This is a genomic window from Pseudomonas sp. PA27(2017) (assembly GCF_001945445.1).
Lineage (GTDB): Bacteria > Pseudomonadota > Gammaproteobacteria > Pseudomonadales > Pseudomonadaceae > Aquipseudomonas.
Map to the genome: position 1 here is coordinate 379,306 of NZ_MSXW01000061.1, position 26,145 is coordinate 405,450.

The following is a 26,145-nucleotide window of genomic DNA, read 5'->3' on the forward strand; positions in this document are numbered from 1 at the left end:
GAGTGCAACACCTGACCCTTTCGGTAAGGTGCTGCCCCTATGCCTTATCACGAACTTAGTATCGAAGAACGCATCATCATTCAACTCGGTCAGGCCCAGGGCTTCAGTTTGTGCCGGATTACCGCTCTGATCAAACGATCACCCTCGACCCTCAGCCGCGAGCTGCGTCGCAATAGATGCTCTGGCGCCAGCTACTTGGTCTGTACCGCTCAGCAGCAGATGCGTGCCCGTCGTCAGGCCTGTCGCCCCCAACGCAAACTCTTGCCAGGCAGTGAACGTTTCGAGCTGGTGGCTCATATGCTGCGCGAGCGTTTGTCTCCCGAGCAAATCGCCGGCAAGCTACGCCGCATGAGCATTCCCAGCCTTAGAGATGCCTACGTCTGCCGCGAGACGATTTATAACGCATCTATGCAATGCCAGTGGGCGAGTTACACAAGGGGTTGATCGTTTGCCTGCGCCAGGGAAAAACGACTCGCCGGCCGCGTTCCGGCGGTGTGGATCGACGTGGCCAGATCCCCGATATGGTCAGCATCCATGTGCGCCCGCCAGAGATCGAAGACCGGCTGATGCCGGGCCATTGGGAGGGTGACCCGATCAAGGGCAAGGCCAACGCCTCAGCGGTGGCACCCTGGTCGAGCGCAGCAGTGGCTACCTGATGCTGGTAAAGATGAATGACGCGACGGCGACCTCGGCGATAGAAGGCTTCGGTGCAGCGCTCAATGGCGTGCCGCTGGCGATGCGCAAGAGCATGACCTACGACCGGGGGCGGGAGATGGCGCAGCATGCCAAAATTACCCAGCAGACCGGAGTGGCGATCTACTTCTGCGACCCGCACAGCCCCTGGCAACGCGGTAGCAACGAAAACATCAATGGGTTGATCCGTCAGTACTTGCCGAAGGGCACAGACTTATCGATACATAGCCAGCAGGAGCTGAATGCCATCGCCTTGCAACTGAATATGCGCCCCCGTAAACGCTTCGATTTCAAATGTCCGATCGAAGCCATGAGCGAAGTGATGCAGGAAGCCATGGCTGTGCGACATGATGCGCCAGCTTCAATCCAATAACCGTGTTGCACTCAGCTCCTGCAGCGGCCCCCTTTCAAACCTGCCTCGACACGGTGAACTACTATCACGGAATGCTCCTATGTGTAAGTTCTGCACATTGCCGTTAGAAAATAAACGCCAGCGTAGTCCGCGCCGCTGGGTCAGCAGAAAATCAACAGCTCAAGCTAGTCATTGAAAAAATATTGCGAGCAACCTCACGAAATCGCAGGGGGCCTTAGCCTCACCGGCGAACATGAAAGTCATCATGCAATCTTGTCTTAGGTTGGGATCGTCCTGAATGTGTAGCATCTTGCGAGGACGCATTTTTTAGGCTTGCCATCGTGGGCGAGCCGTACAGGTCACGCCTATAGCATCACCGGTAATCGGATTAGTGGCCACGCCTGCTATCGATAAGCCACTAGCCGTTTCGTTCAGCTTATTTGCGCAGGCTCACAGGCTGGTGCGGTACTGCAGCGCCTCGGCCAGATGCTGGCGACTGATGTGCTCCTCGGCCTGCAGGTCGGCCAGGGTTCTCGCCACTTTCAGCACGCGATGGGCAGAGCGCAGCGACAGCGTAAGGCGCTCGCAGGCGTGCTCCAGCCACTGGCGGTCTTCATCAGCCAGATGGCAATGAGTGCGCAGCCCTGGCAGGTCGAGAAAGGCGTTGGCGGTGCCCTGTCGCTGCAGTTGGATATCCCGCGCTGCCGCAACGCGGCCGGCAGCCGCCTCGCTGGTTTCGCCGTTATCCGCCGGGGCATCGAGCTGGGTGCTCTCGCGGGCCACGGTAATGTGCAGGTCGATGCGGTCGAGCAAGGGCCCGGAGAGCTTGCCGCGGTAACGCTGGATCTGCTCCGGGCTGCAGCGACAGCGCCCGCTGGGATCGCCGAGAAAACCGCAGGGGCAGGGGTTCATGGCCGCTACCAGTTGGAAGCGGGCAGGGAAGCTGACCTTGTCGCGGGCGCGGGCAATCACGATATGGCCGCTTTCCAGGGGCTCGCGAAGCACTTCCAGCACGCGGCGGTCGAACTCGGGCAACTCGTCCAGAAACAGGACGCCATGATGGGCCAGAGTGATTTCTCCTGGCTGCGGGCGACTTCCGCCCCCTACCAGCGCCGGGCCGGATGCGCTGTGGTGGGGATGCCGGAATGGCCGTTGTGGCCAGTTATGTAACGGCGTGTGGCTCGCCACCGAGCGAATCGCGGCGACCTGCAGGGCTTCTTCCTCGGTCAGCGGCGGCAGCAGGCCGGGCAGGCGGCTCGCCAGCAGGGTCTTGCCAGTACCGGGCGGCCCGCTCAACAACAGGTTGTGGCCGCCTGCGGCAGCAACCAGCAGGGCACGCTTGGCGGCGATCTGCCCCTGCACTTCGGCGAGGTCCGGATAGGGCTGGATGTGACGCAACAGGCCTTGGGCCTGGTAGGGCGCCAGCGGCGTCTGGCCGTTCAGGTGCGCCACCAGCTCCAGCAGATGATCGACCGCCAGCACGGTGAGGCCGGTAGCCAGGCTGGCTTCTTCGGCGTTTTCCTTTGGCACCACCAGGGTGCGCCCGGCGTGCCGGGCCGCCAGTGCTGCGGGCAGCACGCCCTGTACCGGGCGGATTGCGCCGGACAAGGCAAGTTCGCCAAGGCATTCGAGGCTGGTAAGGGACTCTGCGGGCAGTTGGCCGCTGGCGGCAAGAATGCCCAGGGCAATGGCCAGATCGAAGCGGCCACCATCCTTGGGCAGGTCCGCTGGCGCGAGATTCAAGGTGATACGGCGGGGTGGGAAATCCAGCGCGCAGTTGAGGATGGCACTGCGTACGCGATCCTTGGATTCCTTGACCGCGGTTTCCGGCAGCCCGACCAGGGCCAGAGAAGGCAGGCCGTTGGCCAGGTGGGCTTCGACGGTGACACTGGGAGCATCGACGCCGACCTGAGCGCGACTATGGACTATGGCCAGCGACATCGATTCACTCCCTGATCACGCCCGGCCGGTCAGGCTACTCGACCGGCGCCTGTTGCGTCGTTGCGGTGCGCGTTTCGAGTTCGGCGACTTTGGCTTCCAGGGCTTCGAGTCGCGCGCGGGTGCGGGCCAGTACGACCATCTGGCTGTCGAATTCCTCGCGGCTGACCAGATCCAGCTTGCTGAAGCTGCTCTGCAATAGTGCCTTGAGCTGGCTTTCGATTTCACTGCGGGGCAGCGGGTTGTCGCCGCTGAGCAGGCGACTGGCCTGGCTGCTGAGGGCATCGAGCAACGCTTTGGGTGGCAGCATGGGAACCTTCCAGAATGAACTGGCGGCAGTGTAGCACGGTGATTTTTCGCAGCCGGCAAGCTGTTTGCGCACTAATTGTGTGCATGGCGCGGTGCGGTTTGGCGCTCTTCTGGTGCGACCGCCTTGGTGTGACGCACATCACTCTCGTTCACAGGCCCGTAAGTTCCTGAAAAGCGGCGTTTTGCCGGTATTGGCAAGATTTCTGCTTAGACGCTCATGACCCATGCACCGATGCGGTTCGGTTGTCACGAACGGGCGGGAAGGGTTCGCCGCGAGCAGTTGGTCAGCCCGTCTTGGCAACCGATGCATACAAAAGCCAGACACTGAGCTTAGACTTGAGCTGGGGTAACAATTCCTGGGGCAAGTCCACCTTACACGGGAGAGAGTTTCATGAAACTAGTCACTGCCATCATCAAGCCGTTCAAGCTGGACGACGTCCGCGAATCGCTGTCGGAAATCGGTGTGCAAGGCATCACCGTCACCGAAGTGAAAGGCTTCGGCCGCCAGAAGGGCCACACCGAGCTGTACCGCGGCGCTGAATATGTCGTCGATTTCCTGCCCAAGGTGAAGATCGACGTCGCCATTGCCGACGATCAGCTGGACCGCGTCATCGAGGCCATCACCAAGGCCGCCAACACCGGCAAGATCGGTGACGGCAAGATTTTCGTCGTAAACCTGGAACAGGCGATCCGCATCCGTACCGGCGAAACCGATACCGACGCGATCTAAAGCTCCGCCCCCACCCCCCAAATCGTCCCAGGAGTTAAATCATGACTCTGCGAAAAATCGCAGGGCTTGGAGCCCTTTCGTCCCTGTTTTTCCCAGGCCTGGTCATGGCTCAGGAGAAAACGCTTAATTCCGGTGACACGGCCTGGATGCTGACCGCCACCGCCCTGGTGCTGTTCATGACCATTCCGGGCCTGGCGCTGTTCTACGCCGGCATGGTGCGTTCCAAGAACGTGCTGTCGGTCATGATGCAGTGCTTCGCCATCACCGCGCTGATGAGCCTGCTGTGGTTCGCCTACGGCTACAGCCTGGCGTTCGACACCACCGGGATGGAAGCCGGTGTCACCAACTTCAGCTCCTTCGTCGGCGGCCTGGGCAACATGTTCCTCGGCAACCTGACCAAGGAATCGCTGACCTCGGCATTCCCGGAAAGCGTATTCATCACCTTCCAGATGACCTTCGCCATCATCACCCCGGCGCTGATCGTCGGTGCCTTCGCCGAGCGCATGAAGTTCTCCGCGATGCTGGTGTTCATGACCGTTTGGTTCACCCTGGTCTACGCGCCGATCGCGCACATGGTCTGGGGCGGCGACGGTGCGCTGATGTGGGACTGGGGCGTGCTCGACTTCGCTGGCGGCACCGTGGTGCACATCAACGCCGGTATCGCCGGCCTGGTAGCGTGCATCGTGCTCGGCAAGCGCAAGGGCTTCCCGAGCGTGGCCATGGCGCCGCACAACCTGGGTTACACCCTGATCGGTGCAGCGATGCTGTGGGTCGGCTGGTTCGGCTTCAACGCCGGCTCCGCTGCCGCCGCTGACCAGACCGCTGGCATGGCCATGCTGGTCACCCAGATCGCCACTGCCGCCGCGGCGCTGGCCTGGATGTTCGCCGAGTGGGTCGCTCACGGCAAACCCAGTGCACTGGGCATTGCCTCGGGTGTGGTCGCCGGCCTGGTCGCCATCACCCCGGCTGCCGGCACCGTCGGCCCGATGGGCGCGATGATCATCGGCCTGGCTTCCGGCGTGATCTGCTTCTTCTGCGCCACCAGCCTCAAGCGTAAGCTGGGCTACGACGACTCGCTGGACGTGTTCGGCGTGCACGGCGTGGGTGGCATCGTCGGCGCGCTGCTGACCGGTGTGTTCGCAGCACCAGCCCTGGGTGGCTTCGGTGAGGTCGAGAACATCGGCCTGCAACTGTGGATCCAGTTCAAGGGCGTAGCCGTCACTGTGATTTACACCGCCATCGTCACCTTCGTGATCCTCAAGGTCATCGATGCCGTGATGGGCCTGCGTGTCACCGAAGAAGAAGAGTCGGTCGGCCTCGACCTGGCTCAGCACAACGAGCGCGGTTACATCCTGTAAGTACCAGCGGCCCGCTTTCTGTGGCGGGCCGACAGCACACGGAGTGCGCCCGGAGCCAACCCGGGCGCCTCGACCGCACAGCGCACGCCCGTGCGCAACGGCCAGAGGTGAATAAAAATGGACAACACAGCACTGACTGCTCTGCAGTACGGTTTCGATACCTTCTACTTCCTGATCTGTGGCGCTCTCGTCATGTGGATGGCCGCCGGCTTCGCCATGCTCGAAGCAGGCCTGGTACGAGCCAAGAACACCACCGAGATTCTCGCCAAGAACGTGGCGCTGTTCGCCATCGCCTGCATCATGTATTTGCTGATCGGCTACTACATCATGTATTCCAGCCCAGAGGGCGGCATTGTGCCGAGCTTCGGTTTTCTGATCGGTGACGAAAACACCGTCGAGTCGGTACTGGCTGGTGGCGAAGATGCCCCGTACTACGCAGCCCGCTCGGACTTCTTCTTCCAGATCGTGTTCGCCGCCACCTGCATGTCGATCGTCTCCGGCGCGGTGGCCGAGCGCATGAAGCTCTGGTCGTTCATCGCCTTCGCGGTGGTGATGACCGCGGTCATCTACCCGATCCAGGGCTTCTGGAAATGGGGCGGTGGCTTCCTCGACGCCGCCGGTTTCCTCGATTTCGCCGGCTCCAGCGTGGTGCACATGGCTGGCGCCGCGGCTGCTCTGGCCGGGGTGATCCTGCTCGGTGCGCGCAAGGGCAAGTACGGCGCCAATGGCCAGGTAAACGCCATTCCGGGTGCCAATCTGCCGCTGGCGACCCTGGGCATGTTCATCTTGTGGATGGGCTGGTTCGGCTTCAACGGTGGCTCGCAGCTGAAGATGAGCACCATCGAAGACGCCAACGCCGTGGCCCAGGTGTTCGTCAATACCAACATGGCCGCGGCCGGTGGCCTGATCGCCGCGCTGATCGTTGCACGCATCCTGTTCGGCAAGGCGGACCTGACCATGGCCATCAACGGTGCGCTCGCCGGCCTGGTGTCGATCACCGCCGAGCCGCTGACCCCGACCGCGCTGCAGGCCACCCTGATCGGCGGCGTGGGTGGCGTGCTGGTGGTGTTCGCCATCCTCGGTTTCGACAAGATCAAGATCGATGACCCGGTCGGTGCCATCTCCGTGCATGGTGCGGCGGGTATCTGGGGCACCCTGGCGGTCTGCCTGACCAACCCCGAATCCAGCCTGGGCGCTCAGCTGCTGGGTATCGCCTGCATCTTCGCCTGGGTGTTCATCGCCAGCCTGATCGTCTGGAGCATCATCAAGGCAGTCGTCGGCCTGCGGGTTTCCGAGGAAGAAGAGTACGACGGCGTCGACCTGGTCGAGTGCGGGATGGAAGCCTATCCCGAGTTCACCGGCAAGAAATGATGGGGGAGGCGCAGGGCGCCGACCATCATCAGTAAAAATGATGGTCAATACCGGCAAAAGGGCGCTCAGGCGCCCTTTGCTTTTTTTTCCGGCACGCTAGAATGCGCGCGTTGAAAAACGAGGGCGACGAGCATGTGGCAGCAACGGCTGATCACCCTGCGGCCAAGGGCACGAGGCTTCCACCTGGTGACCGATGAACTGCTGGATGCATTACCGGAACTGGCGAGCTACAGGGTGGGTCTGTTACACCTGTGGCTGCAACACACGTCGGCGTCGTTAACCGTCAACGAGAATGCCGACCCAGCAGTGCGTCGTGACTTCGATCGTTTCTTTGGCCGCCTCGTGCCCCAGGATGCGACAGGTTACGAGCACTGTGACGAAGGCCCGGACGATCTGCCGGCGCATTTCAAGTCGAGCCTGCTCGGCGTTCAGTTGCAGCTGCCAGTGAGTAACGGACGCTTGGCGCTGGGCACCTGGCAAGGGATTTACCTGGGCGAACACCGCGAACACGGTGGCGCCCGCCGTGTGCTGGCAACCTTGCAAGGTACGGCAAATTGAATTTTTTCCAGGCGTTCGGCAACGTCGTACGACTGGGCTATAACTAACCTGCTTTTCGCAAGTCATGAGGCTGAACATGAGCGACGAAGAACTGGAACAAGACGAACTGGAAGGCGCAGACGAGGACGACGGCGAGGAGCTGGCGGCTGCTGATGGGGATGTCGCCGATGACGACAGCGAGTCCGATAGTGCAGCGCCCGCCAAGGGCAAAGCCAAGAAGGCCGTTGAAGTCGAGGAGCTGCCGAGCGTAGAAGCCAAGCAGAAGGAACGCGATGCGCTGGCGCGCGCCATGGAAGAGTTCTTGTCCCGTGGTGGCAAGGTTCAGGAAGTGGAGCCCAACGTCGTTTCCGACCCGCCCAAGAAGCCTGACAGCAAGTACGGCAGTCGCCCCATCTGACGCGAACGCTGGATTTGAATGCAAAAGCCCGCCTCTATCAGGCGGGCTTTTGCGTTTGTGGCGGCTGTCATATTTAGCGAAAACACGAGCTGATCGAGCAGACGATGTGGGAGCGGCTTCAGTCGCGAGGCTTTCGGTCTCTTCAACAGAAGCCGCTCTCACGAATTTGTCTCCCGTCACAGCACCATTACGCAGGCTCTACGACCCGGTGCACATCAGTGCCGAAATCAGTCGATTGTGCTTTGTCCAACTCTTCTCAAGTCATCGAGGCCCAGCGCTGCAGCAGCGCCGGCAGCTCACCCAGGCTACGGATCTGCGCGTCGGCTTCTTTCTCACCGGCCCAGGCCTTGCCCTCGAGGTTGAACCAAACCGCACGCCACCCAGCCGCCTGCGCCCCGGCGATATCGTCGCCGGGGTGGTCGCCGATATGCACCGCCTGCTCGGCCTGCATGCCGGAGCGGGCAAGGGCCTCCTCGAATGGCCTGCGATCGGGTTTACCGACGCCCAGTTCTTCGGCGCAGAGGATGAAACTGAAGTAGTCCGCCAAACCCAGGCGACGCACGTCGGCGTTGCCGTTGGTGATCACGCCCAGGCTGTATTGATTGGCCAGCAGCTCCAGGGTGGTGACGGTGTCGCTGAAGAAGGTGATGGCGTGGCGTGCTTCGAGCATCGTCTGGAAGGCGGCCTCGGCCAACTGCGCGGCTTCCTCGGGGGCATGGCCGACGCCCTCCAGCGCATGACGCAGGGTGCGTCGGCGCAGCTCGCTGAGGCGGTATTTCAGGTTGGGTTCGACCTCCAGCAGACGACCGCGAACCTGGCCCAGGTGATCCACCGGCTGGCTCGCCAGACGCGGTGCATGGACGCTGATCCAGTCACGCATGGCGGCTTCGGCACCGAGAATCACCGGGCGGTTGTCCCACAGCGTATCGTCGAGGTCGAAGGTGATCAGGCGAATGCTCATGAATCCTGTTCCTTGCGGCGCTTGGCCCGTGGGTGAGCACTGTCGTAGACCTTGCTCAGGTGCTGGAAGTCCAGATGGGTATAGACCTGCGTGGTGGCGATATCGGCGTGGCCAAGCAGCTCCTGCACCGCGCGCAGATCCTGGGACGATTCGAGCATATGGCTGGCGAACGAGTGGCGCAGCATGTGCGGATGAATGTGCTGGCCGAGTTCGCTGACGCCCGCCTGGCGCACCCGCAACTGCACGGCGCGGGCGCCGATGCGCCGGCCCTGGCGGCTGATGAATACCGCGCCATCGGCCGGGTTGGCCAGTGCCCGCAGCGGCAGCCATTGCTGCAGGGCTTCACGGGCCTTACTGCCCACTGGCAGCTCGCGCACCTTGCTGCCCTTGCCGGTGACGCGCACCAGACCGGCGGGTAGATCGAGCCAGTCGAGGTTCAGCGCCACCAGCTCCGACAGGCGCAAACCAGACGAATAGAACAGCTCGAGCATGGCGTGATCGCGGCGGGCGATGAAGTCGTCTTCCTGGGCGCCGTCGAGCAACTGGGTGGCGCGGTCCACGTCCAGCACCCGGGGCAGCTTGCGTTCGCCCTTGGGCGGGGTCAGGCCGGTTGCCGGGTCGTGGCGGCAATGGCCTTCGCGAATCAGATAGCGGTACAGGCCGCGGGTCGCCGAGAGCAGGCGCGCCAGGCTGCGCGCTGACTGGCCGTCTTTGTGCAGGCGCGCGACCTGGCGGCGCAGACGGGCAATGTCGAGCGCCGCCCAGTCGGCCAGGCCTTCGCGCTCGCAATAGGTGAGCAGCTTGGTGAGGTCGCGGCGATAGCCATCCAGGGTATGGGCCGACACCTGCCGTTCGCTGCGCAGGTGTTCGAGGTAGGCATCCAGGTGGGCGGCAAGCATCAATGGGCGGCTCCGTGACGAGAGGGCGCAATGCCTGCGCCCTTGTGGACGGCGCGTTACCTGACCGAGCGCAGCGGCGCGGAGAAACGTGGCAGCACGCGCGACAGCACTTCGGCGATGTAACCGAGGAACAGCGTGCCCAGCGAGCTCTTGTAGTGCTGCGCATCGGCACTGCCGATCGCCAGCACGCCGTGCAGCCCTTGATGGGACAGGCCCACCACCGCTGCGGAGCCAACGTCGGCACCGGCTTCGCCGAACAGGAAATTCAGCTCGTGCTCGCGCAGCACGCCGCAGATTGTCTTGCCGCCGGCCAGCAGACCGCCGATGGCCTGGTGCGCCTCGGCGCTGCTGACGCTACGGCCGACCGGCAGCGGCGTATCGCTGAACAGGATCAGGCCCACGAACGGCACCTGGAATTCACGGCGCAGGCTGTCTTCCACGCAGCTGACCACTTCCTCGAGGCTGCTGGCGTCCATCAGGTCTAGCACCAGGCGGCGGGTCTTGTCGAACAGCCGGTCATTGTCGCGGGCCACGTCCATCAGGTGCGACAGGCGCTGGCGCATCTCGATGTTGCGCTCGCGCAGCAGTTTGACCTGACGCTCGACCAGCGACACGGTATCGCCACGCTGGTGCGGAATGCGCAGCTCGGGAATCAGCTCGTCGTGGTCGATGAAGAACTCGGGGTGCAGGCGCAGGTAGGCGGCGACCGTTTCCGAGTCCAGGGGCTTGGGCGAATCCTGCTGGTCAGTCATAGGCGAACCTGTCCTTCGTACACGCGCACGGCGGGGCCGGTCATCATAACGGGCTGGCCGGGGCCTGCCCACTCGATGTGCAGCTTGCCGCCAGGCAGCTCCAGCTGTACGGGCGAGTCCATCCAGCCCTGGCGGATCGCCGCGACGGCAGCGGCGCAGGCGCCGGTGCCGCAGGCCTGGGTTTCCCCAGCGCCGCGTTCCCAGACGCGCAGGCGGCCACGCTGACGGTCGATCACCTGCAGGAAGCCGACGTTGACCCGCTGCGCAAAGCGCGGATGGTGTTCCAGCTTCGCGCCCAGTTCGTGCACCGGCGCGCCGTCGACATCATCGACACGCAGCACCGCATGGGGGTTGCCCATGGATACCGCGGCCAGCTCATGGCTCCTGCCATCCACCTCGACGGCATAGCTAAGCGCTTCGGCATCGGCCTGGAAGGGGATCTGCTCGGGTGCCAGGCGTGGTGCGCCCATGTCCACGGTGATCAAGCCATCGGCACGCACGTTGAGCTCGATGATGCCGCCCTTGGTTTCCACGCGGATGTTCTTCTTCACCGTCAGGCGCTTGTCCAGCACGAAGCGGGCGAAGCAGCGCGCGCCATTGCCGCACTGTTCCACTTCGCTGCCGTCGGCGTTGAAGATGCGGTAGCGGAAATCCACGTCCGGGTGCTGCGGCGGCTCGACCAGCAACAGCTGATCGAAGCCGATGCCGGTGTGCCGGTCGCCCCACTGCTTGGCGTGCTTGGGCTGGATGTGGGCATGCTGGCTGACCAGGTCGAGGACCATGAAGTCGTTGCCCAGGCCATGCATCTTGGTAAAGCGCAGTAACATGGGCATCACTCCGGCAGGCGGCTTTCGCCCGCGAAGAGCTCGTCCAGGGTTTCGCGGCGACGCACTTCGTAAGCCTGCTCGCCGTCCACCATCACCTCGGCGGCACGGCCGCGGGTGTTGTAGTTGGAGCTCATCACGAAGCCGTAGGCACCGGCCGAACGCACGGCCAGCAGGTCGCCTTCTTCGAGCACCAGCTGACGATCCTTGGCCAGGAAGTCGCCGGTCTCGCAGATCGGCCCGACCAGGTCGTAATGGCGCGCTTCGCCATCACGGGGCTGCACCGCCGAGACTTCCATCCAGGCCTGGTAGAGGGCCGGGCGGATCAGGTCGTTCATCGCCGCATCGACGATGGCGAAGTCCTTGTGTTCGGTGTGCTTGAGGTATTCCACCTGGGTCAGCAGCACGCCGCCATTGGCGACGATGAAACGGCCCGGCTCGAACACCAGGGCCAGGTCACGGCCTGCCAGGCGCTGGCGTACGGCAGCGATGTAGTCGCCGACCTGCGGCGGTTGCTCGTCGCGGTATTGCACACCCAGGCCGCCGCCCAGGTCCAGGTGCTTGATGACGATGCCGCGCGCGGCCAGTTTGTCGACCAGCAGCAGCAGGCGATCCAGAGCATCGAGGAAGGGTTCGAGGGTGGTCAGCTGCGAGCCGATGTGGCAGTCGACGCCGATCACTTCGATGTTCGGCAGCTCGGCGGCGCGGGCGTAGACCGCCTCGGCCTGCTCGATGTCGATACCGAACTTGTTTTCCTTGAGACCGGTGGAGATGTACGGGTGGGTGCCGGCGTCCACGTCCGGATTGACGCGCAGCGAGACGGGCGCCTTGACGTCCATCTCGGCGGCGACCTTCTGCAGACGCTCCAGCTCGACGCTGGACTCGACGTTGAAGCAGTGCACGCCGACTTCCAGGGCGCGGCGCATGTCGTCGCGGCTCTTGCCGACACCGGAGAAGACGATGCGGCTCGGCTCGCCACCGGCCGCCAGCACGCGCTCCAGCTCACCGCTGGAAACGATGTCGAAGCCGGCGCCGAGGCGCGCCAGCACGTTCAGCACGCCGATGTTGGAGTTGGCCTTGACCGCGAAGCACACCAGATTCGGCATGCCGGCCAGCGCATCGGCGTAGGCGCGGTACTGTGCCTCGATATGAGCGCGCGAGTAGACGTAGGTGGGCGTGCCGAAGCGCTGGGCAATGGCGGACAACGCCACACCTTCCGCGAACAGCGAACCGTCGCGGTATTCGAAGGTGTTCATGGGCGGCCCTTATCTGTCTTGCGAGGCGGAGGACTGGTTATCATCCGGCAGGTACAGCGGGCCTTTCTGGCCGCAGCCGCCGAGCAGGGTGGTAACGGCGACGAGCGCGATGAGGGCAGTGAGCAGCCGCTTCATGGTCAAATCCTTGTAATAAAGCATAATTGCCCCCGAGTATACCGACCCCCCGGCATGTTGCCTATGCGCCGGGGTTCCCGTCCGGCGGGCCTTTGCCCTGGCCTGCCGGCATGTGCGGGCAACGACGCGCCCATGCTTTGCGTCGGTCCGATGCAGCAGAATTTTTCATGAGGTAAGTGCAATGAGTTTGAGCGAAGCCCGTTTCCACGACCTGGTCGATGCGGTGCAGCAGGCGCTGGAAGACATCTTCGACGACAGCGACCTGGACATCGATCTGGAGAACTCCGCGGGCGTGCTGACGGTGCGTTTCGACAATGGCTCGCAACTGATCTTCAGCCGCCAGCCGGCGCTGCGTCAGCTGTGGCTGGCGGCCCGCTCCGGTGGTTTCCACTTCGATTACGACGAGGACAACCAGCGCTGGATCTGCGACAGCAGCGACGAGTTGCTGAGCGAAATGCTCGAGCGCATCGTCGCCGAACAGGCCGGCGCCGAACTCGAGTTCGATGAAATCTGAAGACAGCGATGAGCCGGCGTCGGGCGCCGTTGCGGTGGCCTCGCCCTGCCGCCGGCGCTGTTGTCTGAACGAGGCCGAGCGCTGCCTGGGCTGCGGGCGGCTGCTGGCGGAAATCCTCGAATGGGGCAACGCCAGCGACGAGCGCCGCCGTGCCATCCGCACCCTCGCCGAGCAGCGTCTGAACCTCGACTGACCCGGCTCTTGTTTATTTGGGTGGCTGTGTTACGGTCGGCCTGGCTTCTGCAAAACAGTTTCTGCAAAACCCCGTCCTCTCGATGGGGTTTTGCTTTTTTGGCGTCCAGCAAAGGAGATATGCCCGCACCATGGCCAGCACACCGTCCATCACCATTACCCGTCTCGATCTGCAGCGCCTCGAGCAACTGCTCGATGACCTCGATGATTTCGGCCCTACCGCCGAGGCCCTGCAGGCCGAGCTGGATCGCGCCGAAGTGGTCGGTCACGACCAGATTCCGGCCGGCGTGGTGACCATGAATTCGCGCGTGCATTGCCGCGAGGAAGGAAGTGGCAAGGACTACCACCTGACCCTGGTCTATCCCCAAGACGCTGGCGGCGAGGGCAAGGTATCGATCCTCGCCCCGGTGGGCGCAGCCCTGTTGGGCCTGAGCGTCGGCCAGTACATCGACTGGCCGGCTCCAGGCGGCAAGGAACTCAAGCTGACCCTGCTGGCAGTCGAATACCAGCCCGAAGCCGCTGGCGAGTACGCTCGCTGAAGCTGCGCGACTCGGCGCCGATCCCGCTGCCGAGTCGCTTCTGCGTTGACCGGGTCTCGCACGGCGAGGCCGGCAATCCGCTTAGGCCGTGGTCGCGTCCCGCACCAATGGCTTGCATGCGGCCCCACACTCCTGCAAATCGATACTGCGCTCGAACAGGCGTTGCACCGCCGGTTGATGGCTGACGCCGATCAGCGTGCAGCCTGGCAGGCGCTCGCGTAGTCGCATGAGGAGCCCGCAGGCGGCCTGCTCGTCGAGCTGGTTGGTGGCCTCGTCGAGGTACAGGGTATCGGGCCGGTAGAGCAGCGCGCGGGCCACGGCCAGGCGCTGCTGTTCGCCGCCGGAAAGCTCACGCCCCCACTCGGCGTCCCGTTCCAGTTCGCTGGCCAGATGGCCGAGGCCGACATCCTGCAGGGCGCCAATCAATTCCAGGGTGTTCGGCACCTGCGCCGCGGGGTAGGCCAGTGCTTCATCCAGCCGGCCGCTGGCCAGGTAGGGCTTTTGCGGCAGCAGCAGGCTGCGCCCGCCGGGCAGTTGCCAACTGCCACGGTGGTGCGGCCAGAGGCCCATCAGGGTACGCAGCAGGGTGGTCTTGCCCAGGCCGCTGGCGCCGGCCAGGCGCAGCCATTCGCCGGGGCGCGCCTGCAGTGCCAGGCCGCACAGCAGCGGCTCGCCGTTGGGCCTCAGCACGTCCAGCCCGCAGGTGCTGAGGGTTTCACCGTGGTGAAGGTCGATCGGCTGCAGGCGCTCCATGGCCTGCTGGAACTGGCCGAGGCGCTGCACCGTGGCACTCCATTCAGCCAGGTCGCGGTAGGAGAAGATGAACCAGCTCAGCGAGCCCTGGACGGCGGTGAAAGCACTGCGAATCTGCATCAGCCCGCCGAGGGTGATGGTTTTGGCGAGAAACAGCGGCAGGGCGATAAACACCGGCACGATATTGCTGATACGGCTGTAACCCGCGGTGAAGATCCCCAGCTTCAGTTCCCGGCGCATCAGCCCGCGCCAATTGTCGGCGATGGCCGCAAAGCGCAGCCCCAGACTTTTCCGCTCGGCGCCTTCGCCGGCATACAAAGCAATTTGCTCGGCATGTTCGCGCTTGCGCATCAGGTCGGTACGAAAGGCCGCCTCGCTGCGCTGGCGTTCGTAGTTCAGGCCGTGCAGCGGATGTCCCAGCCAGTGGGTGAGCAGGGTGCCGACGGCGGTGTAGAGCAGCGCGGCCCAAACCAGATAACCGTCGATGGTCAGCGCATGACCGGCGATGGTGAAGGTCTGGGTACCGGACAATTGCCAGAGAATGCTGACGAAGGCACCGATCTGCAGGCTGTTGATAAACAGCGAGACGACGATGCCCACGGTCTTCTCGGTCAACAGGTAGGCGTCCTCGGCGATTCGTTGATCCGGGTGGTCAGGCTCGCCGCCAAGGCCCAGGCGATAGTAGCGGCGCTCGCCCAGCCAGCGTTCCAGTAGATAGTCGTTGAGGTGCTGGCGCCAGCGCAGCACCAACGCCTTGTTGAACCAGTCCTTGGCGACGATGGCGCCGATCAGCATGCCGATGGCAACTGCATACTGGCCCATGAGGCCAAGCAGGGCGCTACCGTCGAAGGTTGCCAGGGTGTCGTAAAAGACTTTGCTCCATTCGTTGATGTACACGTTGACCTGCACCAGGCCGGCGCCCATAGCCAATGCCAGCGCCAGTAGCGCCCAGCCCGACCAGCCGGCGCGGCTGCACCAGAACGGCCTGGCCAGCTTGAAGAACAGTCGCAAGGTGTTCACGAGCCGGCGCCCTCGGCGGGCAGTACCTGCATGCGTACTTCGTTGTCCGGCGGGAAGATCTGCCGGGCCAGGCGCTTCATCGCCGCTGTTTCCAGCGCTGCGGATAACTGCTCCTGTTCGCTGAGGTAACGCGGGTCGCCCCAGGCTCGCTCACTGAGCATCAGCCGATGCAGTTGGGTGGCCGGGTCTTCCCGACGCTGGTTTTCCTTGCGGGCCAGCTCCTGGCGCAGGGCCATCACGCGCTGTTCGGTGACCGCCTCCGGCAGCGCGGCCAGGGTTTCCCGAGCCAACTGCCAGAGCTCCTCGGCCCGTTGCGGGGCACTGCTGAAATGCAGCTCACTGTCGATGCGCTGATGCTCCGGGCTCAGTTCGCTGTCGAAACGCAGGCGGTAGATGCCGGTGGCATCGCCACGCAAGCGTTGCTTGAGTTCGGCGTTGGCAATTTCACGCAGGGCGGCAATGCGCGCGGCATCGGCCGGGTTCCAGGTGTGGGGCTTGTAGCTGCTGGCATACAGGCCGGCGCGTGGCTCCAGGGCGATGGCCAGCGAGGTCTGGCGCCGACCGGGCAGGCGCGCCAGTGGCGTGGCGTTCAAGGGTTCGCCCCGCGGGATGGCGGCCAGGTAGCGGCTGACCAGTGCCTGTAGTTCGGCCTCGGGCAGGTCGGCCATCAGGTAATAGGTCACCGGGGCGGCGGCCTGGCGCTGCCAGTCGGCCTCCAGCTGGCTGCGGCGCAACGCGCTCAGCGCCTCGGCAGTGGGTGCCTGCCAGTCGTCCTGGCCCTGCTTCAAGCGTCGCCAGGTAGCGTCCTGCTCGCTGCGCACATTGTCGCGCTGGCGCTGCAACTGATCGTGCAATTGCTCGACGCTGTCGCGATAGGCCTGCTCGTCCAGGGTGGTGCGCATCTGCCGCGTCTGGTAGAGGGCCAGCAGGCTTGCCAGTTTCGGTGGTGCAGCGCTGCCGTGGGCTTGCAGGCGGCTGGCCTGCTGGTCGAAGGACAGTTGCACGCCTTCGCGTTTCGTCCAGGCGCTCAGCTGTTCATCGCTCCAGCCGCTCGGTGCGGTCTGCAGGGCCAACTGGCTGGCGATCTGGGCGCGCCAGGGCAACCCGCCCCGGTAACCAAAGCCGGCACTGGAATCGACACGCAACTGTACCTTGCCGTCGGCGCCGGGGCGGCGCAGCCATACCAGGCGGTCACCGTTGCTCAGTTGCCAGTGCTCGACCTTTTCTGCAGTGAAGCTGCGCCGCTCGACAATGCGGCCCGCGGGCAAGGCGCTGCTCAGTGTGGGGGCCACGACCTCCGCCTGGGCAGCGGGTGGCAGCGGTGCGGCCAGCCCGGTCTCGGCCAGGATCTGCCATTGCTGCAGCACGCTGGCGGCCGTGGGCAGCTCCAGTTCCATGCCACCCGGCGCGCTGAGCTGCAGCACCCGATCCGGGCTGGCCAGCCAGCTGCGGATGCGCTGCTGCAGGTCGTCTGCGTCGATGGTGTCCAGGTTGCTTAGCGTGATGCGGGCGATGGCTGCGGGTTCCTGCAGCACCCGCTCGGCAAGGGTCGCGTCATTGAGCTGGCGCACCCAGCCATCGAAGTCACGTGGTGCCGGATCGCTCAGCATGCGTTCGGCGATGCGCCGGATATCATCCTTCACGGCCTGCACGTCGTCCTCGTGCAGCGGATGGCGGTCGATCCGCTGCAGCTCGCGCAGCAACGTCTGCAGCGACTGCTCGTGGTGCTGCCCCTTGACCGCGGCGGCCACGGCCAGCACGCCGCTGCGCCGGCCGATCTGGGTCTTCACGGCGGTAAGGCTGCCAGTCTGGGTTTCATCCAATGGCTGGCGGCGCAACTGACGCGACAGCATGCTGAGGGCCAAGCGGTCGATCAGCCGGTCTCGGCTGGCGGCGCGGGTCTGTTCGCGGCTGTCGAGCTGGCTGAAGCGAAACAGCAGGGCAACCTGGTTGCTGCCGCTCTGGCTGTCCTGTACGCGAAACACCTTCAGCCTGTCGTCCAGTGGCAGCTCCAGGTGCTCGCGACTCGGCACGTCGCCGCGTCGGGGCTTGGCGAACGCCTGCTCGATCTGCGCGATCAGCTGCTGCGGCTCGAAGTCGCCAACGATGTTCAGCACCATGTTGTTAGGCAGGTACCACCGCTGCTGAAAGGCCTGCAGCGCCTCCAGCTGCGCCTGCTCGATGGCCTTGCGGTTGCCGATGGTGCGGTGCGCGGGGTAACGCGAGCCGGTGCGCTGGGCGGCGGTGCGCTTGGCGTTCATGCGCTGGGCCACACCCAGGCCGCCGCGCCATTCCTCGATGACGATGGGACGCTCGCGTTGCAGGTCCTCCGCGGTGAAGTCGGCGGCGAAGGCCATGTTGGCCAGGGTCTGTAGCGCCAGCTCGCTGCTCTCGACTCCATTGGGCGGGCTGAGCAGGTATTGGGTGCGGTCGTAGCTGGTCACTGCATTGAAATGCCGGCCCTGCTGCCAGCCGGATTTTTGCAGGCGCTGGCGCACATCGAGCGGTTCAACGCCGTGGCTGTAGAAGGCCAGGTGCTCGAGCAGATGGGCGACGCCAACCTGATCGTCGGCCTCGTCCACCGAGCCGGCGTGCACCGTCAGGCGCATATCCAGCCGGCCTTTTTGCTCATCGACGGGGATCAGGTTGTAGCGCAGGCCATTGGGCAGCTCGCCACGAATGACCATTGGGTGCCACTGCAGCGGCGTATCGCCGTCGGGCAGGGACGCACAGGCACCGAGCAGCAGCGCTGCCAGTGCCGTGAAGAGCGATTTCACGGGATGCATGGGCGCGTGCCTTCTTAGAATTGGTAGCCGACTTCGAGCCAGTATTGGCGGCCGACTTCATAGCTGACGGCTCCGCCGTCCTCGTTGACGATGCTGTTGACCTTGTCCAGCACGTTCGTGATATCGGCGGACACGTACATTGACTGATCTTTAAATGTAGGTAGGGTCCAGGTCACCTTCATATCCCAGGTAGGTGCTCCGGCAACACGTTTCACCTGGTAATTCTGGTAGCTGCTGCCGTTTATGATCACGGTTGAAGGCGAACCGCTGTAGCGCTGTTCGTAGGGGCCTCTGTAACGAAATAGATTGCTGACGGTAAGGTTCAGGGCCGGAATAGCCGTGATGGTATTGAGGCGTGCAGTCCAGGGGCGATTGAAGTTGTCAGCTGGCAATTCACTGTACGGAACTAGTTTCCCATCGAAGTAAACATCCTCATCGTTGAGGCGATCCTGATTGAACAGGCTATCGTAGTCCGGGTAGCTGCTATAGCTTTGGTTCCAGTCAAAGGCGGCCTGCATCTGCGTGAAGGTGCCGGCTATGTTGATTTTATCTTCTGGAGTGATTGTCAACGTAACGGTCTTGCTTCTGCTCTTGCCAGCATTGGTGTAGGTGTAGTAGCGAACGATTTCATCTACACCGTTGCCGTTATTCAAACCGAGGAGATCCGAGCGACTGCGTACAACCTGATTCTTGCCTTCGCGATTGACATACTTGAGATCAAATTTGACGTTTCCGATTAGTTGACTGAGCCCAACCATCCATTCGTCGTCATACGGCATGTCAATCTGGCGGAATGAGTTTTCATCGACACCATAATTATTGAGCGGGCCAAACTCTGGGATGGCGTTAGTGTCGACTCGCCGTCTGGTCTGATTGGCTCTAAGCGATTCACGGCCATCCGCCAGGCGATACTTGAATAAGTTGCGCCCGTAGTACCGATTCAGGCCACCGTGAAATACGGTGCTCTGGTCGCCGAATAGGTCGTAGGCCAACGCGAAGCGTGGAGCCAGCGTCTTTTTGTCCATGTAGTCGTCGGCATCGAAACGCAGGCCAGGGCGTAGGCTGAGTCGGTTGATGCGTATTTCGTCCTCGATAAACAAAGCCAGAGCTGTCTCTGCAAGCTCTATTTCTCCCGCACGGTAATAATTGAGAGAGCCAAAGTACTGTCGCTCTAATTGATTGTTGCGGTTGTAGCCTATCGAACAATACTCGCTATCCAGCCTCCCGCTGGTTGTCTGGCAGGTTGCATTAGCTGCGCTTGTCGTGCCGTTTTCCGTGAGCAGGCGAGGTGTAGTGGCTGTCCATGAGTCGCTGGGGTTTTCATAGCGAGCTTTTTGATAATCCAGTTCCAGCCCGGCTACCAGCTTGTGTTCGGTATTGAAAAACATGATTGGCAACAGCTCTGCCATAAAGCTGTATCTGGCACCCGTCTGTTCCTGCTGCAAATCGCCAATACTGCCTTCTGTACTGGTTACGGCGGGGCCCCAGTTCTTTTGATCAGACCAACGCCATTGCTTGAGTATCTGACTTTCTGCATCTCTCGAGGTTTGTGAGTAGTTGTAAGACAGTTTGTGGGTGTAGGTGGCCAAATCCCCTTGCCAGACAGCCTCCAGCGCGGCCATGTGTCCGCCCTGCTTGATGGTAAATTCCGAGTTCTTAGTGTTGCTTCTAAAATAAGTGCCGGCTTGGGGAGCATCAAGCAGCGTGAACTTCACATCCAGTCGCTCGTTGGGTGTCCAGAAACCCTTGAGCATATAATTGTCTATTTCTCGCGTCTGGGTCTTTTTCTGCCGGTCTCCCTGGCTGGTGAATCCGTCGCTATACGCATAAAGCGGAATGTCCGAGGTTTTCTCTACGAAATTACCAATCAGTCCGAAGTTTTCCGTTACATGGCCCTCCAGTACCAATCTTTTGGTGAGCTTCTTAAACTCTGGCTGATTCAAATAAGTACTGGAGTACTGGAAGGCTTCTTCATCGCCGTTGATGTGATAGCTGGTCCAGTCGGACTTACTCATGCCCAGCGAGACTTTACCGTGGAACTCCTCTGTCGGTCGGCGTGTGATCGCGTCGATCACACCGCCATTGAAACCGCCATAGCGTGCCGATACGTTGCTGTCAAAAACCCTTACCTCTTCGAGGAGGTCTGCATCGATGGCGATACCGAACGAGTTGCTGGGAAGGTTGTAGATACCTTCGACATTGCCCCGCGTGGCGTTACTGGAGCCTGGATCAAGGTCGTTATTGACGCTGATGCCATCAACCATGAAGTTGTTCTGATAATACTTAGCGCCGTTGATACTGATATCTGCCGGGTTCAGTTCGCCCGGTGTGCGCGAGCTTTGCTGGGTGGTGTCGAAGCGCACGCTTGGGTGCATCTTCAGTAGGCTGGTCATATCGCCATTCGCACCGGCGAAATTTTCGATCGCACGCCGATCGATCACCTCCGAGCCTTGGAATGGGCTGTCTGCTTGGCCGAGCACCACGGTATTACCCAGCTCCATCACATCCTGCTGGCTGGCCACCTGAAAGAACGTCAGCAGTTCCTGCTGATAGTCCCAACCGATGTCGCTGCCTTCCAGCAAGCGCGACAGCGCCTGCTCACTGCTCATCTGTCCTTTGATCGCCTTGCTGCGCAGGTGGCCGACCAACTGCTGGTCGGCGCTGACTTGCAGGCCGCTCTGCTGGGCGAAGGCGATCAGGGCGTCGGCCAGGGGCTGGGCGGGAACGTCGAAGGTATGCTGTTGCTGCAATAACGCGCTGGAGGCGTCTTGCGCCATGGCCGTGCTGACGCCGATTGGCAGCGCGCTGCACAGGCCGAGCAGGCCCAGGCTGATGGCTTTGCCCAGTGTCCTGGCGTGTATGGCGGGATGCGACTGCTTGTTCATACCTTCCCCGAACGGGCCAGAGGCCCAGCTGAAAGCTAATACGAATCCGTATCGATTCGTGTTCGAGGCAATGACGTACCGGTGCTGAAAATTTTCAGAGAAATTCGAATTATTTTTTCGAGATCAGAAAAAGCCGCTCGAAAGCGGCTCAGGGCTAGGGTCATTTCCCGCGCAACCTAGGCGGCCCCACCCGAAGGGCCGGGCCGGTTTTTGCGCGATGCGGCGTTACTCGATGGCTCATTTGGCCTGCCAAACCGCGCATCTGTGTGACCCACATGGATGTGGGAAATGCCGCAAGCGCGCCGGGAGCGGGCGCGGCCCTTGCATCGCGCAAAAACTGGCTCCGGCGCGGCTGTGCGTGAAACGGGAACAGACCCTAGCGGTCGACGACTCGCAGCCAGGCCGTCCAGGTGCTGACTCGCCCTTGGTAGGGCTGGATGACGGCGCGCAGGGCGGCATCCGGATTGCGCAGATCGTAGACGCCGGTGACGCGCCTGTCGCCCAGCTCAGCGTCGCGCAGCGCCAGCTTGCCAGGCAGGTAAGGACGCAACTCGTCGAGCACCTCGGCGATGCGGGCGTCGCGCACCACCAGTCGGCCTTGCTGCCAGGCGGCTATCTGGCTGACCGGGAGCGTATCGCGCACCACCTTGCCGCTGCCGCGCCACTGTAGCCGATCGCCTGCGTGCAGTGCTTCGGCCAAGGTCTCGCTGCCCTCGGCCACACGCACTGAGCCGTGCTGCACGGCGACGGCCAACTGGCTGGGCCGCATGGCCACGTTGAACGCGGTGCCGGTGACGGTGATCTGCAGGCCGTCCGCGTCGACCGTGAAGGGGCGGCTCTTGTCCGGGGTTACCTCGAAGAACGCCTGGCCGCTGAGCAGGCGCACCTCGCGGCGGTTGCCGTCGAACGCCACGGCGATCGCCGAACGGCTGTCGAGCCGTACGCGGCTGCCATCGTCCAGTTCGATGCTGCGCTGCTGGCCAAGGCCGGTGCGGTAATCGCTCTGGTAGCGCAGGTAGGCGTCGGGGGTCATCAGGATCAGCAAACAGGCGGCCAGCGAGCCCGCCAACAGGGCTGGCCAGCGACGTCGGCGTGGGCGATGCGGGCGCACAGCGGGAGCCGCTGCTGCCGCGAGCTCGGCGGCCGTTGCGCGGGGGCGTTCGATGGCCGGCGCGCTTGTCGCTGCCTGGGCCATGCCGGTCAGCTGCCAGACCCGCTGGGCCTTGCGGTAGGCCTCCACATGGCGGCTGTCGATGGCCAGCCAGGCGGCCAGCTCGGTACGCAGCGCGGCATCCTCGGGGCTCTGCTGGATGCGTAGCAGCCAGTCCAGTGCGGTGTGGGTGAGGTTGCCGGTCATGGTCGTTTCGGATCGTCCTGAAAGGTGGGCAAGGGTCGCACACACGTGCCCCTACGAGCAAAGGACGGTTCAGCCGCGCAGATTTTCAGATCAGCCATTGGCCTGCTCCAGGCGGTCGGCGCAATGACATAACGCCTGGTGCACCAACTGGTGGGCCAGGCCGACGGAAATGTTCAGGGTGGCGGCGATGTGCTGCAGGGTGTGGCCTTCCAGCCGATGCATCTCGAAAGCGCGCTGCACCCGGGGCGCCAGCTCTGCCAGAGCGGCGTTGACGATACGCAGTTCGGCGCTGGTGCTGGCTTGCTGCTCGGGCCCTGGCTTGTCGTCGGAGAGCGTCTCGAGCAAGTCATCGCCATCGGGTTGGCGTCGCTCGGTGGCGTCGCGGCGGCTCAGGTCGAATGCCAGGTTACGGACGATCCGGTAGAGATAGCCGACTGGCTGCTCGATCACGGCGTCGACGCTGTCACGGCTGCTGAAGCGCAGCCAGGCTTCCTGCACGACGTCTTCGGCCTGGGCGCGACAACTGAGCAGCGAGGCAGCGTAGTCCACCAAGGCGAGCCGATGGACGAGGTACAGGTCGAGTTTGGGATTGGGTGTCGAAGGCACGATTGGCACTGCCGCAAGCCGTGCACAGCGGACGTGCTACAGCGAGCGAGCATGGTAGCTCATTATGAGAATTGTTATCAATAAGGTCTGGGTGCGCTCAATGCGCCGTTCAGCGCTTCCTCGAGGCTGGCCTTGTAGCGCAGGTAATGAACCACCGATGGCTGCCGGTCGCCGAGTAGCGCGGAAAGGTCGAGGTCGGTGATATAGCACGGATACGGTTGCTGCTCGCTGCGCTGGGCGAGGATGTGCCGGGCCACGTTGGCGAACAGCTGCTCGCCGTGTTCGAGTTCGGAAAACTCCCGATGGTTGCAGAACAGGCTGATGTAGGCACGCGGACCGTTGCCCGGCTCGACGATGGCCTGAACGTCATAGAACGGCAGGCTGGCTTCGCTCAGCGGCGCCGGCCTTGGCTCCAGGCGCTGCGCTCGCAGCGGGGCGGCCGGCAGCAGTTGGTTGTAGAGGATTTCCAGCGGTTGTTGTGGGGCTTCGAGGGCCTGGGCGGCGTCGCGCCGGTACAGCAGCGATTGCAGGAAGCGGTGCAGCGGCGTGAGCAGGCTGGTTTCGTTATGAAATGGCGCCTGGCTGCGCCACAGCGCGCCGCATTCGTCGAGCACGCTGATCTGTGCCAGGCCTTCCGTTTCGTGCAGGCGGTAGAACACTTGGATGCACGCCGGGCGTCCGGCTTCGAGAATCAGCGCCAGATCGTCGCCTTCCAGCGCGTTGCGATCCAGGCGCAGCGGGCTGTACTCGGCGCGATCCTGGGCGAGGTGTTCGAGCAGCGCGGGCAGATCCTCCAGCGTGCTATGCCGGACGTTGCCGGGTGACAGGTCGAGCAGGTGGTAGCGGCGGGCGATCTGCAGCAGGTAGCGCGGCCGCTCGCCGCCGTCGAGGCGGTCGATCAGCTCGTCCAGAAGGCCCTCGATGCGCTCGACGATGGTCGCGGCGCGGTTGCGGCAATAGCAGAACACGCGCAGGCCCGCTCGCTCACCGCGAGCGGGGCGTGCATTGAGCACGTCGCTCAGGCAGTCGAGCAGTGCGGTGGCGCCTTCGTAACGTTCGACCAGCAGCTCGTTCCAGCTGTTGAGGGTGATGCGATCCAGGGTCAGCACCAGGTTGTCGCGCACGCCCGAATAGCCCAGCGGATCGGTGCGCTCGCTGGTCATGTGCACGTTCATCTGGCTGTGCTGCTTGAGCGGGTCGATGCCGACGTTGACCAGCAGCAATTCCTCGACAGGCCTGCGCGGTCGCGCCAGGGCCGCCTCGCTCACACTCGTCAGCGGCATCGGCAGGGCCTGGGCCAGGCAGCCGAGCAACTGGCTGAGTTCGAACTCGGTGAGATCGCTGTCGCCCGGGTGCAGCGACAGATGCGTACCGCTGTCGATCACGCCATTGCGGTGGCTCCAGGCGAGCAGTTCGACCAGGCTACGGGCCTGGCGCAATGGCGCGAAATCGTGCCACTCCTGGGCGCCCAGGCTGCCGTTGTAAAGCGCCCAGCGCTCGCCCTTGGGCGTGGGGTTATGCACCAGGGTCAGGGTATCTTCACCCAGGTCCGGGGCGATGCCCGGGTTGATGAACTCCACCTTGCCCGCCCGGCGTTCGAAGGCGGCGTAAAGGCGCCGGCCCAGCACGGCCAGGTCGCGGCTGTCGGCCGCCACGCCATCGGGGCGATTGCGCGCGAACATCGATAGGAAGCGATAGCTGAAGTTGAGCTCGTTGACCAGCGCCTGGCGTTCGGCGACGACCTGGCGGACCTTCCACTGGCTGCGGCTGTCGAGCAGGATCAGCTGGCGCTCGCCCCAGCCCCACTCGCCGGTCAGCCGCTCGAGGAGCAGGCGCTGCCAGCTCTTTTCGCGGTGGCGCGGCGGCTTGCTGATCTTCTTGTTGACCTTCAGGTACAGGCAACGCCTGACCAGTTCCAGGCGCTCGGTCTCGCCGCGCGCCTGCAGGTATTCCTCCAGGCGGCGGTAGATCAGCACGTAGGGGTCCAGCTCGTCGAGGTCGAGCAGGCCGTCGTAGACCGACTGCTTGAAGCGCAGCGACAGGCAGCGCACCTGGGGATGCTCGCTGGCGTACACCTCGGTGAGCAGTAACTTGAGCGCCGACTTGTAGGGCGACTCGATGCCCTTGAACAGCTGCCACATACCGGCGCCGAGAAACTCACCGGCCGGCACGTGGGCCAGGTGGCCGAGGTCGAGCACGTCCTCGGCGCGGATGAAGCGCTTGCTCAGCAAGGCTTCGGTCACATGGGCGTAGCGATGCTCGTCGTTGGCCGGCACCAGCCACCACAGCGGCATGCGTCCGCCCAGCCAGATCGCCGTGCGGTAGAACTCGTCGAGGAGCAGGAAATGCTGGGTGGTGCCGCAGTCGTCCGAGGTCAGTCGTGCCTCACGGGCGCCGCTGCGAAAGCGCTCGGGGTCGATCAAAAAGAAGTGCGCCTCGGTGCCCTGGCTGGCCGCCCAGCTCTGCAACAGGTCGCATTTGCGTTGCAGCGCTTCGCGGGCGCCCGCGTCGAGATCGCCGGCGTGGCAGACCCACAGGTCCATGTCGCTCTGCTCGGCCTGGGCCACGGTACCCAGGCTGCCCATCAGGAAAAGGCCGTGGATGGGCGTGGGTGCCGGGGCGCGCGCCGGCTTGTAGGCGAAGGAGCGGGTCAGGCGCTGGGCTTCGGCCAGCAGCTCGGCCGAGGGTTCGAAGCCGGCCAGCCCGGCCGGCGTTTGCGCCGAGACGTAACCGGGCAGCAACGGATGATTGACGTGAAACAGCAGCGGCAACAGCGTCAGCACCCGTTGCTGGCGGCTCGACAGGGCCTGCATGGCGCGCTGCTGGCGACCGTGGTTGATGCGCATGAAGCGCGCGCGCAACTGCGTCAGCACCTTGCGGTCGATGCCGTCATCGATGTCGGGTCGCAGGGGAAGGTGGCGCGTCATGCTTGGGCTCGGCCGGGTGATGAGCAAGCCTAC

Annotated in this window: 22 protein-coding genes and 1 pseudogene; 9 read left to right on the forward strand and 14 right to left on the reverse strand. The window is 63.5% G+C overall.

Annotated features, from left to right (window positions below; all coding sequences use genetic code 11):
• Window positions 1-39 precede the first annotated feature (39 nt).
• A pseudogene (locus BVH06_RS23320) lies at window positions 40-1,066 on the forward strand (IS30 family transposase).
• Between the two features lie 429 nt (window positions 1,067-1,495).
• On the opposite strand, the gene BVH06_RS23325 reads toward BVH06_RS23320, so the two are convergent.
• Together BVH06_RS23325 and BVH06_RS23330 are read right to left on the reverse strand one after the other, a co-directional pair.
• Window positions 1,496-2,986 carry a YifB family Mg chelatase-like AAA ATPase gene (locus BVH06_RS23325; RefSeq protein ID WP_075935631.1) on the reverse strand — a complete coding sequence of 497 codons (1,491 nt, stop codon included), beginning with the start codon at window positions 2,984-2,986 and terminating at the stop codon, window positions 1,496-1,498.
• Window positions 2,987-3,020: 34 nt separating this feature from the next.
• Window positions 3,021-3,293 carry an accessory factor UbiK family protein gene (locus BVH06_RS23330; RefSeq protein WP_075928530.1) on the reverse strand — a complete coding sequence of 91 codons (273 nt, stop codon included), beginning with the start codon at window positions 3,291-3,293 and terminating at the stop codon, window positions 3,021-3,023.
• A gap of 390 nt (window positions 3,294-3,683) precedes the next feature.
• On the opposite strand from BVH06_RS23330, the gene glnK reads away from it, so the two are divergent.
• The 5 genes from glnK to sutA all read left to right on the forward strand — a co-directional run bounded on the left by glnK (window position 3,684) and on the right by sutA (window position 7,706).
• Window positions 3,684-4,022: a P-II family nitrogen regulator gene (gene glnK, locus BVH06_RS23335; protein ID WP_003096476.1), complete on the forward strand. Its 339-nt coding sequence runs from the start codon at window positions 3,684-3,686 to the stop codon at window positions 4,020-4,022.
• A gap of 41 nt (window positions 4,023-4,063) precedes the next feature.
• Window positions 4,064-5,380, forward strand: a complete 1,317-nt coding sequence (locus BVH06_RS23340) for an ammonium transporter (protein ID WP_075928531.1) — start codon at window positions 4,064-4,066, stop codon at window positions 5,378-5,380.
• 117 nt (window positions 5,381-5,497) lie between these two features.
• The gene (locus tag BVH06_RS23345) at window positions 5,498-6,751 is read left to right on the forward strand and encodes an ammonium transporter (RefSeq protein WP_075928532.1); all 1,254 of its coding nucleotides are present in this window, start codon (window positions 5,498-5,500) and stop codon (window positions 6,749-6,751) included.
• A 132-nt stretch (window positions 6,752-6,883) separates the two neighbouring features.
• Window positions 6,884-7,309, forward strand: coding sequence for a secondary thiamine-phosphate synthase enzyme YjbQ (locus tag BVH06_RS23350; RefSeq protein WP_075935632.1), 426 nt, complete (start codon window positions 6,884-6,886; stop codon window positions 7,307-7,309).
• A 76-nt stretch (window positions 7,310-7,385) separates the two neighbouring features.
• On the forward strand, window positions 7,386-7,706 hold the full coding sequence (gene sutA / locus BVH06_RS23355; protein WP_070885922.1) for a transcriptional regulator SutA: 321 nt from the start codon (window positions 7,386-7,388) through the stop codon (window positions 7,704-7,706).
• A 256-nt stretch (window positions 7,707-7,962) separates the two neighbouring features.
• Here sutA and BVH06_RS23360 read toward each other — a convergent pair whose 3' ends face one another.
• The 6 genes from BVH06_RS23360 to BVH06_RS23385 are packed head-to-tail and all read right to left on the reverse strand — an operon-like array spanning window position 7,963 to window position 12,533.
• Window positions 7,963-8,667, reverse strand: a complete 705-nt coding sequence (locus BVH06_RS23360; RefSeq protein WP_075935633.1) for an HAD family hydrolase — start codon at window positions 8,665-8,667, stop codon at window positions 7,963-7,965.
• Window positions 8,664-9,566 carry a tyrosine recombinase XerC gene (gene xerC, locus BVH06_RS23365; protein ID WP_075928535.1) on the reverse strand — a complete coding sequence of 301 codons (903 nt, stop codon included), beginning with the start codon at window positions 9,564-9,566 and terminating at the stop codon, window positions 8,664-8,666. The genes BVH06_RS23360 and xerC overlap by 4 nt, the downstream gene beginning before the upstream one ends.
• A 56-nt stretch (window positions 9,567-9,622) precedes the next feature.
• The gene (locus BVH06_RS23370) at window positions 9,623-10,318 is read right to left on the reverse strand and encodes a DUF484 family protein (protein ID WP_075928536.1); all 696 of its coding nucleotides are present in this window, start codon (window positions 10,316-10,318) and stop codon (window positions 9,623-9,625) included.
• Window positions 10,315-11,145 carry a diaminopimelate epimerase gene (dapF, locus tag BVH06_RS23375; RefSeq protein WP_075935634.1) on the reverse strand — a complete coding sequence of 277 codons (831 nt, stop codon included), beginning with the start codon at window positions 11,143-11,145 and terminating at the stop codon, window positions 10,315-10,317. The genes BVH06_RS23370 and dapF overlap by 4 nt, the downstream gene beginning before the upstream one ends.
• A gap of 5 nt (window positions 11,146-11,150) precedes the next feature.
• Window positions 11,151-12,398 carry a diaminopimelate decarboxylase gene (gene lysA / locus BVH06_RS23380; RefSeq protein ID WP_075935635.1) on the reverse strand — a complete coding sequence of 416 codons (1,248 nt, stop codon included), beginning with the start codon at window positions 12,396-12,398 and terminating at the stop codon, window positions 11,151-11,153.
• A 9-nt stretch (window positions 12,399-12,407) separates the two neighbouring features.
• Complete coding sequence (locus BVH06_RS23385; RefSeq protein ID WP_075928539.1) at window positions 12,408-12,533, reverse strand: lipoprotein; 126 nt, start codon at window positions 12,531-12,533, stop codon at window positions 12,408-12,410.
• Window positions 12,534-12,714: 181 nt separating this feature from the next.
• On the opposite strand from BVH06_RS23385, the gene cyaY reads away from it, so the two are divergent.
• The 3 genes from cyaY (at window position 12,715) to rnk (ending at window position 13,778) form a co-directional block, all read left to right on the forward strand.
• Window positions 12,715-13,047 (forward strand): iron donor protein CyaY, encoded by a 333-nt coding sequence (cyaY, locus tag BVH06_RS23390; protein WP_027903921.1) that lies wholly within the window; start codon window positions 12,715-12,717, stop codon window positions 13,045-13,047.
• Window positions 13,037-13,240 carry a DUF1289 domain-containing protein gene (locus tag BVH06_RS23395; RefSeq protein ID WP_075935636.1) on the forward strand — a complete coding sequence of 68 codons (204 nt, stop codon included), beginning with the start codon at window positions 13,037-13,039 and terminating at the stop codon, window positions 13,238-13,240. The genes cyaY and BVH06_RS23395 overlap by 11 nt, the downstream gene beginning before the upstream one ends.
• A 130-nt stretch (window positions 13,241-13,370) precedes the next feature.
• On the forward strand, window positions 13,371-13,778 hold the full coding sequence (rnk, locus tag BVH06_RS23400) for a nucleoside diphosphate kinase regulator (RefSeq protein ID WP_075935637.1): 408 nt from the start codon (window positions 13,371-13,373) through the stop codon (window positions 13,776-13,778).
• A gap of 81 nt (window positions 13,779-13,859) precedes the next feature.
• Here rnk and BVH06_RS23405 read toward each other — a convergent pair whose 3' ends face one another.
• The 6 genes from BVH06_RS23405 to BVH06_RS23430 all read right to left on the reverse strand — a co-directional run bounded on the left by BVH06_RS23405 (window position 13,860) and on the right by BVH06_RS23430 (window position 26,112).
• Window positions 13,860-15,551: an ABC transporter ATP-binding protein/permease gene (locus BVH06_RS23405; RefSeq protein ID WP_075935638.1), complete on the reverse strand. Its 1,692-nt coding sequence runs from the start codon at window positions 15,549-15,551 to the stop codon at window positions 13,860-13,862.
• Window positions 15,548-18,337 carry a M16 family metallopeptidase gene (locus BVH06_RS23410; RefSeq protein ID WP_075935639.1) on the reverse strand — a complete coding sequence of 930 codons (2,790 nt, stop codon included), beginning with the start codon at window positions 18,335-18,337 and terminating at the stop codon, window positions 15,548-15,550. The genes BVH06_RS23405 and BVH06_RS23410 overlap by 4 nt, the downstream gene beginning before the upstream one ends.
• Window positions 18,338-18,351: 14 nt before the next feature.
• Window positions 18,352-21,222 (reverse strand): TonB-dependent receptor, encoded by a 2,871-nt coding sequence (locus BVH06_RS23415; protein WP_083652173.1) that lies wholly within the window; start codon window positions 21,220-21,222, stop codon window positions 18,352-18,354.
• A gap of 376 nt (window positions 21,223-21,598) precedes the next feature.
• Window positions 21,599-22,579: a FecR domain-containing protein gene (locus BVH06_RS23420; protein WP_075935640.1), complete on the reverse strand. Its 981-nt coding sequence runs from the start codon at window positions 22,577-22,579 to the stop codon at window positions 21,599-21,601.
• Window positions 22,580-22,669: 90 nt separating this feature from the next.
• Window positions 22,670-23,185, reverse strand: a complete 516-nt coding sequence (locus tag BVH06_RS23425; protein WP_075929107.1) for a sigma-70 family RNA polymerase sigma factor — start codon at window positions 23,183-23,185, stop codon at window positions 22,670-22,672.
• A gap of 77 nt (window positions 23,186-23,262) precedes the next feature.
• Complete coding sequence (locus tag BVH06_RS23430; protein WP_075935641.1) at window positions 23,263-26,112, reverse strand: class I adenylate cyclase; 2,850 nt, start codon at window positions 26,110-26,112, stop codon at window positions 23,263-23,265.
• Window positions 26,113-26,145: the final 33 nt, after the last annotated feature.

Coding starts and splice junctions, on each gene's coding strand:
- BVH06_RS23325 (WP_075935631.1), bottom strand. CDS start 2,986: ATGTCGCTGGCCATAGTCCATAGTCGCGCTCAGGTCGGCGTCGATGCT.
- BVH06_RS23330 (WP_075928530.1), bottom strand. CDS start 3,293: ATGCTGCCACCCAAAGCGTTGCTCGATGCCCTCAGCAGCCAGGCCAGT.
- glnK (WP_003096476.1), top strand. CDS start 3,684: ATGAAACTAGTCACTGCCATCATCAAGCCGTTCAAGCTGGACGACGTC.
- BVH06_RS23340 (WP_075928531.1), top strand. CDS start 4,064: ATGACTCTGCGAAAAATCGCAGGGCTTGGAGCCCTTTCGTCCCTGTTT.
- BVH06_RS23345 (WP_075928532.1), top strand. CDS start 5,498: ATGGACAACACAGCACTGACTGCTCTGCAGTACGGTTTCGATACCTTC.
- BVH06_RS23350 (WP_075935632.1), top strand. CDS start 6,884: ATGTGGCAGCAACGGCTGATCACCCTGCGGCCAAGGGCACGAGGCTTC.
- sutA (WP_070885922.1), top strand. CDS start 7,386: ATGAGCGACGAAGAACTGGAACAAGACGAACTGGAAGGCGCAGACGAG.
- BVH06_RS23360 (WP_075935633.1), bottom strand. CDS start 8,667: ATGAGCATTCGCCTGATCACCTTCGACCTCGACGATACGCTGTGGGAC.
- xerC (WP_075928535.1), bottom strand. CDS start 9,566: ATGCTTGCCGCCCACCTGGATGCCTACCTCGAACACCTGCGCAGCGAA.
- BVH06_RS23370 (WP_075928536.1), bottom strand. CDS start 10,318: ATGACTGACCAGCAGGATTCGCCCAAGCCCCTGGACTCGGAAACGGTC.
- dapF (WP_075935634.1), bottom strand. CDS start 11,145: ATGTTACTGCGCTTTACCAAGATGCATGGCCTGGGCAACGACTTCATG.
- lysA (WP_075935635.1), bottom strand. CDS start 12,398: ATGAACACCTTCGAATACCGCGACGGTTCGCTGTTCGCGGAAGGTGTG.
- BVH06_RS23385 (WP_075928539.1), bottom strand. CDS start 12,533: ATGAAGCGGCTGCTCACTGCCCTCATCGCGCTCGTCGCCGTTACCACC.
- cyaY (WP_027903921.1), top strand. CDS start 12,715: ATGAGTTTGAGCGAAGCCCGTTTCCACGACCTGGTCGATGCGGTGCAG.
- BVH06_RS23395 (WP_075935636.1), top strand. CDS start 13,037: ATGAAATCTGAAGACAGCGATGAGCCGGCGTCGGGCGCCGTTGCGGTG.
- rnk (WP_075935637.1), top strand. CDS start 13,371: ATGGCCAGCACACCGTCCATCACCATTACCCGTCTCGATCTGCAGCGC.
- BVH06_RS23410 (WP_075935639.1), bottom strand. CDS start 18,337: ATGCATCCCGTGAAATCGCTCTTCACGGCACTGGCAGCGCTGCTGCTC.
- BVH06_RS23415 (WP_083652173.1), bottom strand. CDS start 21,222: ATGAACAAGCAGTCGCATCCCGCCATACACGCCAGGACACTGGGCAAA.
- BVH06_RS23420 (WP_075935640.1), bottom strand. CDS start 22,579: ATGACCGGCAACCTCACCCACACCGCACTGGACTGGCTGCTACGCATC.
- BVH06_RS23430 (WP_075935641.1), bottom strand. CDS start 26,112: ATGACGCGCCACCTTCCCCTGCGACCCGACATCGATGACGGCATCGAC.